The sequence below is a fragment of the Neisseria sp. P0021.S006 genome, assembly GCF_051956895.1.
Map to the genome: position 1 here is coordinate 1 of NZ_JBQCWZ010000059.1, position 8,670 is coordinate 8,670.

8 protein-coding genes are annotated in these 8,670 nt (G+C 51.8%); 4 read left to right on the plus strand and 4 right to left on the minus strand.

From position 1 onward, the window contains the following. Positions 1-156 precede the first annotated feature (156 nt). Both luxS and cyaY read right to left on the minus strand, forming a co-directional pair. A complete protein-coding gene (gene luxS / locus ACTHUM_RS10070; protein WP_004518928.1) occupies positions 157-663 on the minus strand; it encodes an S-ribosylhomocysteine lyase in 507 nt (168 codons plus the stop codon). A 54-nt stretch (positions 664-717) separates the two neighbouring features. After that, positions 718-1,041 (minus strand): iron donor protein CyaY, encoded by a 324-nt coding sequence (cyaY, locus tag ACTHUM_RS10075; protein WP_004518927.1) that lies wholly within the window; start codon positions 1,039-1,041, stop codon positions 718-720. Positions 1,042-1,091: 50 nt separating this feature from the next. On the opposite strand from cyaY, the gene lptM reads away from it, so the two are divergent. Next, on the plus strand, positions 1,092-1,283 hold the full coding sequence (gene lptM / locus ACTHUM_RS10080; protein ID WP_003684659.1) for an LPS translocon maturation chaperone LptM: 192 nt from the start codon (positions 1,092-1,094) through the stop codon (positions 1,281-1,283). Positions 1,284-1,298: 15 nt separating this feature from the next. Continuing rightward, the gene (lysA, locus tag ACTHUM_RS10085) at positions 1,299-2,519 is read left to right on the plus strand and encodes a diaminopimelate decarboxylase (RefSeq protein WP_004518925.1); all 1,221 of its coding nucleotides are present in this window, start codon (positions 1,299-1,301) and stop codon (positions 2,517-2,519) included. 102 nt (positions 2,520-2,621) lie between these two features. Here lysA and ACTHUM_RS10090 read toward each other — a convergent pair whose 3' ends face one another. Continuing rightward, positions 2,622-2,849, minus strand: coding sequence for a SlyX family protein (locus tag ACTHUM_RS10090; protein WP_004518924.1), 228 nt, complete (start codon positions 2,847-2,849; stop codon positions 2,622-2,624). 1 nt (position 2,850) lies between these two features. Continuing rightward, a complete protein-coding gene (locus ACTHUM_RS10095; RefSeq protein ID WP_049335972.1) occupies positions 2,851-4,224 on the minus strand; it encodes a Na+/H+ antiporter family protein in 1,374 nt (457 codons plus the stop codon). 246 nt (positions 4,225-4,470) lie between these two features. On the opposite strand from ACTHUM_RS10095, the gene ACTHUM_RS10100 reads away from it, so the two are divergent. Then, entirely contained in the window at positions 4,471-5,892 is a 1,422-nt protein-coding gene (locus ACTHUM_RS10100; RefSeq protein ID WP_440361231.1) for an MFS transporter, read from the plus strand. A 316-nt stretch (positions 5,893-6,208) separates the two neighbouring features. Beyond that, the coding region (adhE, locus tag ACTHUM_RS10105; protein ID WP_440402844.1) for a bifunctional acetaldehyde-CoA/alcohol dehydrogenase at positions 6,209-8,670 on the plus strand (2,462 nt) is incomplete at its 3' end.

Sequence of the window (8,670 nt, forward strand, 5' to 3'; positions counted from 1 at the left end):
AAAGTGTAATTATACTATGTACACTGTCAGCATCCGCCAACTTATTTTTAGGCGGTGTAAAACTGTGGCTGAAAGGTTGAAAATTGGAATAAAAGGTCTTAGGCCGTCTGAAACTTGTCATATAAAGTTTCAGACGGCCTTTGCTGTCATGGCGGATTAAGCGTTCAACAGGCTTTCGTCCAATGTCAGCTCTTCGTTTTTATTGACGGCGACTTTGCGTGCCAAAACGTTTTGGGCGATTTCGTGTGCTTCGGCAAGCGAGTGCATCAGGTAAGTACCGCATTGGTATTCGTTCAGCTCGGGGATTTTGCTTTGGTCTTGAACGGTCAAAACATCCTGCATTGAAGCGAGCCATGCGTCGGCTACTTTTTGCTCGTCGGGCGTACCGATGAGGCTCATGTAGAAACCGGTACGGCAGCCCATCGGGGAAATGTCGATGATTTCGACGCCGTTGCCGTTTAAGTGGTCGCGCATAAAGCCTGCGAACAGGTGCTCCAGCGTGTGAATGCCTTTTTCAGGCAGGATTTCTTTGTTGGGAATGCAGAAACGCAGGTCAAACACGGTAATAGTGTCGCCTTTGGGCGTGGTCATGGTTTTTGCCACGCGTACGGCAGGGGCGTGCATACGGGTGTGGTCGACTTTGAAACTATCTAGTAGGGGCATTTGGGTATCCTTTGAGGTAAATAGATTTTTAGTTAGGGATATTTGAAGACTGAATCACAATTCCGCAATCTCAATTGCTTCGCCCGAAGCCGCGCTCAGGGCTTCGTTTAAAACGTCGTAGAAATCCCGTCCGTCACGCGTTGCCAGCCATTTGCCGTTTTGCTCGGCGAAATGGTAGCCGCCGCTTTTGGCGGCAATCCACAATTCTTGGTTGGGCGTGTGGCGGTTGACGATGATTTGCGTGCCGTCTTCGGCTTCGATGGTCAGTACGTTTCCGGCAAACTGGCAGTCGAAATCCCAGCCGTTTTCGTCGATTTGGTCTTCGATGTGTTCGAACAATTCTTCGCTCATGCGGATGAATTCGCTTTCGGTCATCATGGCTTTTTGTGTGGTTTTTGTTTAAGATACCGAATCTTGCCACATTCGTAATGATGAAGAAAGTTTTACTGATGAAATACGGCGTATTTTTTGCAGCGGCAACGGCTCTGCTGCTTTCTGCCTGCGGCTACAAAGGCGACCTCTACCTGCCCAAAGAAGGCGACAAGGCGCGCTTCGGCGTGATTCAGACTGGCTTGAAATTCGATACGGCCAAAGAACCGACCACTCAAACCAACGACTAAAAAAGATTCACAAACATGACCTTATTCTGCGAACAACTCCCTTATACACACCTTGCCGAAGAGTTTGGTACGCCGCTTTATGTGTACAGCAAATCTGCGCTGACCGAGGCATTTGAAAACTACCAAACCGCGTTTTCCGCTTTAAATCCGCTTGTCTGCTACGCGGTTAAAGCGAATGGCAACCTGAACATCATCAAACACTTTGCTTCTTTGGGGAGCGGTTTTGACATTGTGTCCGGCGGCGAGTTGGCGCGCGTTTTGGCGGCCGGCGGCGATGCGGCGAAAACGATTTTTTCCGGTGTGGGCAAGAGTGAGGCAGAAATTGAATTTGCGCTGAATGCCGGCGTGAAATGCTTTAATATGGAGAGCATTCCCGAAATCGACCGTATTCAAAAGGTTGCCGCGCGTTTGGGGAAAGTCGCTCCGGTCTCCCTGCGCGTCAATCCTGATGTCGATGCCAAAACTCATCCTTATATCTCCACCGGTTTGAAAGCCAATAAATTTGGTATTGCCTATGCCGATGCGCTTGAGGCCTATCGTCATGTTTCCCTACAAAGCCATTTGAAAATTGTCGGTATCGACTGCCATATCGGCTCGCAACTGACCGACCTCAGCCCGCTCATCGAAGCCTGCGAACGTATTTTGGCCTTGGTCGACCAACTGGCAGACGAAGGCATTGTGTTGGAACACTTGGACTTGGGCGGCGGTGTCGGCATTGTTTACCAAGACGAAAATGTGCCTGATTTGGGCGCGTATGCCCAAGCCGTTCAAAAACTGATCGGCACACGCCGTCTGAAACTGGTCCTCGAGCCAGGTCGTAGTTTGGTTGGCAATGCAGGCGCGTTATTGACGCGAGTCGAATTCGTAAAACATGGCGAAGAGAAAAACTTTGTGATGGTCGATGCGGCGATGAACGATTTGATGCGTCCGGCGCTTTATGATGCCTATCATCACATCGAAGCGGTCGAAACCAAAGACATTGAGCCTTTGACGGCCAATATCGTTGGCCCGATTTGCGAAACCGGCGACTTTCTCGGCAAAGACCGCACCATCGCCTGCGAAGAAGGGGATTTGCTGCTTATCCGCAGCGCCGGTGCGTATGGCTCAAGCATGGCGAGTAACTACAACACGCGCAACCGTGCGGCGGAAGTATTGGTTGACGGCAGCGGATACAAACTTATCCGCCAACGTGAAACCGTCGAGCAGCAAATGGCCAACGAATTGGCTTGTTTGTAAGGTTTGATTGTTTAAAAGGCCGTCTGAAAGCTTGATTGACTTTCAGACGGCCTTTGCTATGAAAGAAAAGGGCATGTATCAAACATGCCCTTTTTTAGTTTATCAATAATGCGGCGGAATCTCGTCGCGCAGGCTGTACGGTTCGCGTTCGCCGTTTGCGCCTTTGTCCTGCATCCGTTGATACAGAAGCCGCAACTGACCTTGTTGCAAATCCAAAGCCTGTTGCATCTTGGCGATGGTGTCGTTCAGGCTGCCGATTAAATCTTCCTGCAAGGCCGTCTGAATTTCCAGCTCGGTGACGCGGTGTTCCAATTCCTGAATATCGCTCATATTACAGCACCATCGCGGCAATCCAGCCTGCAACCATCAGCGGGATATTGTAGTGGATAAAGGTCGGGATAACCGAATCGCGGATGTGGTCGTGCTGACCGTCGGCATTCAAACCCATGGTCGGACCGAGTGTCGAGTCGGAAGCGGGGGAACCCGCATCGCCCAGCGCGCCTGCCGTGCCGACGATGGCCACGGTAGCCATTGGGGAGAAGCCCAAGCTGATGCACAAAGGCACATAAATCGCGGTAATAATCGGCAAGGTGGAGAAAGACGAGCCGATGCCCATGGTTACCAGCAGGCCGACAAACAGCATGGTAAAGGCGGCCATGCCTTTATTGCTTCCGAACAAAGCCATGCTGTGTTCGACCAAAGGCTGAATCTCGCCGGTCGCGTTCATGACGGCGGCAAAACCTTGCGCCGCAATCATAATAAAGCCGACCATCGCCATCATTTTGATGCCTTCGCCGAACACATCGCTGGCGGCGGAGCGGTTCATCACGCCCAACATCATAAACACGGCAAAGCCCAACATCGCGCCCAATACCAGCGAACCATCGTACGAAAGCTGAATGGCAAAACACACGGCAATCGCCACGGCCGCCACCAAGCTGCGATAGGTTGAAGGCTCTTGTTGTTGCACTGCTGCGCGGTTGTCTTCCGTGTCAGTGGTATTGTTTTGATAAATGCGCGGCTTGCGGTAGTGCAAAAAGGCCAGCAGCAAGCCGGACACCATGCCCAAAGCCGGAATCGCCATTGCATGCATCACATTGATGCCGCTGGTGTCCATGCCTGCCGAGCGGATATTGCCCAACATGATGTCGTTCAAGAAGATGGCGCCAAAACCGTAAGGCAGAAACATATAAGTCGTTACCAAACCAAACGTAATCACGCAGGCCACCAAGCGGCGGTCGAGTTTCAAACGGTTGAATACCAACAGCAGCGGCGGAATAATCATCGGGATAAACGCGATATGAATCGGCACAACGTTTTGGCTCATCACGCCCATGCACAAAATAATCGCCAGCAGCAGCCATTTGACCGCGCCTTCGCCTTTCGCATTGCCTTCACCGCCGTTGAGTTTGCGGATAATCACGCCGGCGAGCTGTTGCGGCAGGCCGGAATGCGTGATGGCCATGGCAAACGCGCCGAGCATGGCATAAGACAGCGCGATTTGCGCCCCGCCTTTCAGACCTTCGTTAAAAACAGGAATAATCCCTTGCTGCACCACATCGCCGGCCGCGTTGGTTACATTTTCCAAAGGCATACCGGCCACCAAGCCGCCGACAAACGCGCCGACAGCCAAGCTGAGCACCACATGCACGCGCGATAAAGACAGCACAAGCATGATGATGACCGCAATTACAACCGCATTCATATCGTTCTCCGTTGTTTCAGACGGCCTGTTATGTAAAAACAGGCAATCATCTGTTTACATATTACAAATAAACATCATAACCCAAGCATGAAGCCTTTGCAAAAAACGGCAGGCCGTCTGAAACCCGGAGCATCGGTTTCAGACGGCCTGCCGTTAACCCTTATTCAGAGTTTTAATAGGGCGTGCGGTTCTGGCGATAAAAATATCTAAAAAACACGCGCTTCCTATTCTTTGCATATGGTACCAATGTTAAAATCGATACAATGTCTTGGTTTTAGGTTTGTTACTGAAATTAAAGCATTTATTGATAAAACCCAATTCAATAATACGCAAACAAAGGAAAGAAACTATGGATATTCTGACACGGCTGCACAATCTGCCGCCTTCCCGATTTCATTACAAACTTCTGGTCTTGGTCGGCATAGGTTGGCTGTTGATGCCATGGATACAGGCTTGGTGTCGTTTGTATTGCCTGCTTTGGGCAAAGATTGGGCGTTGGCTCCGGCGCAGTTAGGCTGGATTGTCAGCATTGCCTTTGTCGGCATGGCTTTGGGCGCGGTATTTAGCGGCTGGCTGGCGGACAGGTTCGGACGGAAAACCGTTTTTGCCGGCACGATGGTGGTGTACAGCATTGCCACAGGTTTGTGCGCGCTTGCGCCTGATTTGACGGTTTTGCTGGTGTGCCGCTTTTTTGTCGGCGTCGGCTTGGGAGGTCAACTGCCCGTCGCCGTGTCGCTGGTCAGCGAATATGCGCCGCCGAAAGTACGCGGCCGTTTTATTGTTTTGCTGGAAAGCTTTTGGGGCTTGGGCTGGCTCTCAGCCGCGCTGGTGTCTTATTTCTTTATTCCGCAGACCGGCTGGCACAGCGCGTTTTTATTTGGCGCCTTGCCCCTGTTTTATGTGCCGTTGGTGTTGAAATTCGTTCCCGAATCCGTGCCTTACCTGCTTTCCCGCGGCAAAACCAACGAAGCGCACCATTTAGTATCCGCGCTGGAAATTCAATCGGGCATAACGCCTCCGATAGAAGCCGTTGCCGCACCGGCCGCCCCGCGTGAACGCATCCGCTTCTTCCAACTTTGGCAACATCCGTTTGCACGGCGCACGCTGATGCTGTGGCTGGTTTGGTTCGGCATCGTGTTTTCGTATTACGGCATTTTTACTTGGTTGCCCAAACTGCTGGTCGAGCAGGGCAATACCGTGGTCAAAACCTTTGAATATGTGTTGGTGATGATTGTTGCGCAACTGCCCGGCTATATAGCTGCCGCGGCTTTGGTGGAGAGAATCGGCCGCAAAGCAACGCTGGCAGGCTTCCTGGCCGCTTGCGCCGTGTGCGCATGGTTTTTCGGGCAAAGCACCACTGCGGCCGAAGTCATGGTTTGGGGTAGCCTGATGTCCTTCTTCAACTTGGGCGCATGGGGCGTTTTGTACACCTACACCCCCGAACTCTACCCCTTGCGCTTCCGTGCCTTCGCATCCGGCTGGGCAGGCGCCATCGGCCGTATCGGCGGCATACTCGCCCCCATGGTAGTAGCGGCGATGGTAGGCAATAGCGGCGGCTTCGGCAATATCTTTATGATGTTTGCCCTGGTTATGCTGCTGATTGTGGCGGTAATCTTGGTATTGGGTGAAGAAACCAAAGGCCGTACGCTGGAAGACATCAGCCAATAAAAGGCAAAGCAAAAAAGGCCGTCTGAAAAAATATTTTCAGACGGCCTTTTTATTTGCGTCTGTAATTTTAATACATCAATTTTCTGTTTTTATCTTAATTACTGAGGAAAGCGACGAAGAATAACCGTCTTTGTTTTCGTATAGATAAAAATATTATACTTCAAAGAATTAAAATGAATAAACGATAAAATGGCCGTCTGAAAAGTTCAATCATGGTTTGTGATTTAGGTCAAAGCAAAATGTAACTAAATTACCTATAGTTATCGTAGTGAAAATTTATTGACCTTATTGCCACCTTTTATTAAGGAGATACACCATGAACGCATCAGCCGACAACGTCGTCAGCCCAGCCGTAGCCGAGGTAAACAGCCTGGTTGACAAGGGTTTACGGGCATTGGACGAGTTTCTTAAGCTAGATCAGGAGCAGATTGACTTTATTGTTGCCAAAGCCTCTATCGCCGCGCTGGACAAACATGGTGTACTCGCCATGCACGCGGTCGAAGAAACGGGACGCGGCGTGTTTGAGGATAAGGCGACGAAAAACCTGTTTGCCTGCGAAAACGTCGTGCGCCGCCTGCGCGATTTGAAAACCGTGGGCGTCATCAGCGAAAACGATGTAACCAGTATTACCGAAATCGCCGATCCGGTCGGCGTGGTTTGCGGTATTGTGCCGACGACCAATCCGACTTCCACCACCATTTTCAAATCCCTGATTGCGCTGAAAACCCGCAATCCGATTATTTTCTCGTTCCACCCGTCCGCCCAACAGTGTTCCGCCCATGCCGCGCGTATTGTGCGCGATGCGGCAATTGCGGCCGGCGCGCCGGAAAACTGTATCCAGTGGATTGAAAAACCGTCTATGGAAGGCACTTCCGCGCTGATGAAGCATCCGGGCGTGGCAACGATTTTGGCGACCGGCGGCAATGCGATGGTGGAAGCGGCGTATTCTTGCGGCAAACCTGCGCTCGGCGTCGGGGCGGGCAACGTACCTGCTTATGTTGAAAAAACGGCGGACATCAAACAGGTGGCGCACGATATTGTGATGTCGAAATCTTTCGATAACGGCATGGTGTGCGCCAGCGAGCAAGCGGTGATTGCCGATAAAGAGATTTACAAAGAGTTGGCCGAAGAGTTCAAATCCTACGGCGTGTACTTCGCCAACAAAAAAGAAAAAGCCATGCTCGAAGAGTTTATCTTCGGCGTAACGGCGAATTGCGCCAGCTGCGGCGGGGCGAAACTCAATTCTGCGGTAGTGGGCAAACCGGCGGCATGGATTGCCGAGCAGGCTGGGTTTAAGGTACCTGAAAAAACCAACATCATCATCGCCGAATGCCGCGAAGTCGGCCCGAACGAGCCGCTGACCCGCGAGAAACTTTCGCCTGTTTTGGCCATGATTAAGGCGGATTCGACCGAACAAGGTTTGAAGTTCGCCGAAGAAATGGTCGCCTTTGACGGCTTGGGACACTCCGCCGCCATCCATACCGCCGACGAAGAATTGGTCAAAACGTTCGGCTCCCGCGTCAAAGCGCTGCGCGTGATTTGGAATTCGCCTTCCACCTTCGGCGGCATCGGCGACGTGTACAATGCCTTCCTGCCTTCTCTGACCCTCGGTTGCGGCTCTTACGGTAAAAACGCCGTCGGCGGCAACGTCAGCGCAGTCAATCTGTTAAACATCAAAAAAGTAGGCCGTCGGAGAAACAACATGCAATGGTTCAAAGTGCCCGCCAAAATCTATTTTGAACGCGATTCCATCCAATATCTGCAAGACATGAAAGACTGCGAAAAAGTCATGATTGTGACCGACCGTTCGATGGTTGACCTGGGCTTTGTCGATAAAATCACCCATCAACTGCATCAACGCAAAAACAAAGTGACCATCCAGCTGTTTACTGACGTTGAAGCCGATCCGAGCGTCCAAACCGTCTATAAAGGCACGGATTTGATGCGCAGCTTCCAGCCGGACACCATTATTGCGCTGGGCGGCGGCTCGCCGATGGACGCGGCCAAAGCCATGTGGCTCTTCTACGAGCAGCCGCAAGTCGATTTTGAAGACTTGGTGCAAAAATTCATGGACATCCGCAAACGCGCATTCCGTTTCCCTGAATTGGGCCGCAAAGCCAAATTTATCGGCATTCCTACCACGTCGGGTACAGGCTCCGAAGTGACGCCGTTTACCGTCATCAGCGACGGCGACAAAAAATATCCGATTGCCGACTACTCACTGACACCGACCATTTCGATTGTCGATCCTGCTTTTACCATGACAGTTCCGGCAGGTGTAACCGCCGATACCGGTTTGGACGTACTGACCCACGCCGTAGAAGCATACGTTTCCGTACTGGCGAACGACTTTACAGACGGCCTCGCCCTGCAAGCCATTAAGCTCGTGTTCCAATATCTCGAACGCTCCTACAAACACGGTGCGGCCGATCCTGAAGCGCGCGAGCATATGCACAATGCCTCCACCATCGCAGGCATGGCGTTTGCCAATGCGTTCTTAGGCATCAACCACTCGATGGCACACAAAATCGGTGGCAAATATCATGTTCCGCACGGTCGTGCCAACGCCATCCTGCTGCCGCACGTCATCCGCTACAACGGCACGCGTCCGCAGAAAACCGCCACTTGGCCGAAGTACAACTACTACAAAGCCGACCTGAAATATCAGGAAATCGCCCGTACCTTAGGCCTGCCATGCAGCACACCGGCAGAAGGCGTAGAATCCTTCGCCCGCGCCTGCCACGAACTGGCGGTCAACGTCGGCATCAAAATGTCGTT

What these genes read in the sequence shown, in the direction of transcription:
- luxS (WP_004518928.1), bottom strand. Translation starts at nt 663, where the DNA reads ATGCCCCTACTAGATAGTTTCAAAGTCGACCACACCCGTATGCACGCC.
- cyaY (WP_004518927.1), bottom strand. Translation starts at nt 1,041, where the DNA reads ATGATGACCGAAAGCGAATTCATCCGCATGAGCGAAGAATTGTTCGAA.
- lptM (WP_003684659.1), top strand. Translation starts at nt 1,092, where the DNA reads ATGATGAAGAAAGTTTTACTGATGAAATACGGCGTATTTTTTGCAGCG.
- lysA (WP_004518925.1), top strand. Translation starts at nt 1,299, where the DNA reads ATGACCTTATTCTGCGAACAACTCCCTTATACACACCTTGCCGAAGAG.
- ACTHUM_RS10090 (WP_004518924.1), bottom strand. Translation starts at nt 2,849, where the DNA reads ATGAGCGATATTCAGGAATTGGAACACCGCGTCACCGAGCTGGAAATT.
- ACTHUM_RS10095 (WP_049335972.1), bottom strand. Translation starts at nt 4,224, where the DNA reads ATGAATGCGGTTGTAATTGCGGTCATCATCATGCTTGTGCTGTCTTTA.
- ACTHUM_RS10100 (WP_440361231.1), top strand. Translation starts at nt 4,471, where the DNA reads ATGTTAAAATCGATACAATGTCTTGGTTTTAGGTTTGTTACTGAAATT.